At 61.6% G+C, this 1,825-nt stretch carries 2 protein-coding genes; both read left to right on the forward strand.

The window, feature by feature from the left end; genetic code table 11:
• Window positions 1-977: RNB domain-containing ribonuclease (locus A3754_RS25250; RefSeq protein ID WP_156497228.1), on the forward strand; the 977-nt coding region annotated here is incomplete at its 5' end.
• Between the two features lie 108 nt (window positions 978-1,085).
• Window positions 1,086-1,825, forward strand: a 740-nt coding sequence (gene rlmB / locus A3754_RS25255) for a 23S rRNA (guanosine(2251)-2'-O)-methyltransferase RlmB (protein WP_063521670.1), incomplete at its 3' end; no start/stop codon positions are given.

The following is a 1,825-nucleotide window of genomic DNA, read 5'->3' on the forward strand; positions in this document are numbered from 1 at the left end:
ACGAGCCGCCCAAGGAAGAGCGCCTGAGCAAGTTGCAGCAGTTCCTGGGTGGGTTGGGCTTGAGTATCGCCTGGTCGGAAGGGGCGGCACCAAAGCCTTATGTCTTCCAGGACCTGCGCGAGGAAATTCTGGAACGCCCGGATCGCAATGTGATCCAGACGATGATGTTGCGCACCATGAGCCAGGCCAAGTACGAGGCCGAGAACAAAGGCCACTTTGGCCTGGCCTACAAGGCGTACACCCATTTCACCTCGCCGATTCGGCGCTACCCGGATCTGTTGGTGCATCGTGCCATCCGTTTCCTGATTCGCAGTAACGGTGAGCCGAACCACGTGGATAACCCGGGCGACTTGCCGGAAATCCCGCGTCAGCAAATCCTGCCTTATAGCCAGGCGGACATGGTGGCGATTGGTGAGCAGTGCTCCATGACCGAGCGTCGTGCCGATGAGGCGACCCGCGATGTGGTGTCCTGGCTCAAATGCCAGTTCATGGAGGCGCATCTGGGCCAGGTCTTTGAGGGCACCATCAGTGGCGTGGCCAGTTTCGGTTTGTTTGTGCAACTCAGTGACCTGCACATTGATGGCCTGGTGCATGTGGCGAACCTGGATAGTGACTACTACCACTTCGATGAAGTGAGCCTGACCCTCACCGGTGAAAGTAGTGGTCGTCAGTTCGGGCTGGGCGATGCAGTCACGGTCTGCGTGGCGGCGGTGCACACCGAAGACCGCAAGATCGACCTGCAGCTGGAGTCCTTTACGCCCAGCGGCAAGGGGCGCCCCAAAGCCGGTAGCAAGAAAAAGCCGTCTGGCGGCAGAGGAGGCAGGGGTGGCCGCTCGAAGAATGCCGCCAAGGCAGACTCGGGCACGTCCGAGCGGGAAAAGCTGGCCAAGGGGGATATTCCCAAGGCTAAACCCAAGGCCAAGCGCAAGAGGTCGGCCCGCGGCAAGAAAGCGTCCGGGCGTAGCAGCAAAGGCTAGGCTATGTATCACCCACAGGAGCGGCTCAAGCGCTGCTCCTGTGTCTCTCGATTTCATCTCCCCGCGTCGCGCGTGTTTGCGTGGTGCGTGTAGCGTGCAGGCGTCGTTATGAATAAACCCCTGATGTATTCCGGCTTTCACGCGGTGGAGGCCTTGTTGCGTCATCGCCCGGAGGCGGTGCTGGAACTGTTTGTGCAGGATACCCGCGCAGACCGTGATGATCCGCGTCTTGCTGCCATGATGCAGGCGGCAAAGGACTTCGGGATTGCTGTGCAACGGGCTCGCCGCGAGGTGCTGGAAAAGCATGCCGGGCCACAGCACCAGGGGATCGTAGCGCGGGCGCGCCCGCGCCGTCCGGCGGACGAGAGTGCGCTGCTGCAGTGGCTGGACGGCAAACCGGCCAGCCCGCTGTTGCTGATTCTGGAAAATGTCACCGACCCGCATAACCTGGGCGCCTGCCTGCGTAGCGCAGATGCGGCCGGGGTTCAGGCGGTGATCGTGCCGCGCCGCAATGCGGCAGGGCTGACCCCGGTGGCGTGTCGCACCGCAGTGGGCGCGGCGGAGAGTCTGGCCTATTACGAAATCGGTAATCTGGCCAGTTTGCTGGATCAGTTGCGTGATCGCGGCGTGTGGGTGGTGGGCACGGCACTGGAAGAGCGAAGTGAGTCCTTGTTTACCTTTCATCCCCCGGAATCACTGGCCATTATAATGGGGGCCGAGGGGAGTGGGCTGAAGCGGTTGACCCGTGACAAGTGCGACCAGCTGCTGGAAATTCCCATGGCCGGTGAGGTGCAGAGCCTCAATGTGTCGGTGGCCACGGGTGTGATGTTGTTTCAGGTCAGGGCTCA

Source organism: Alcanivorax sp. HI0083 (assembly GCF_001635175.1).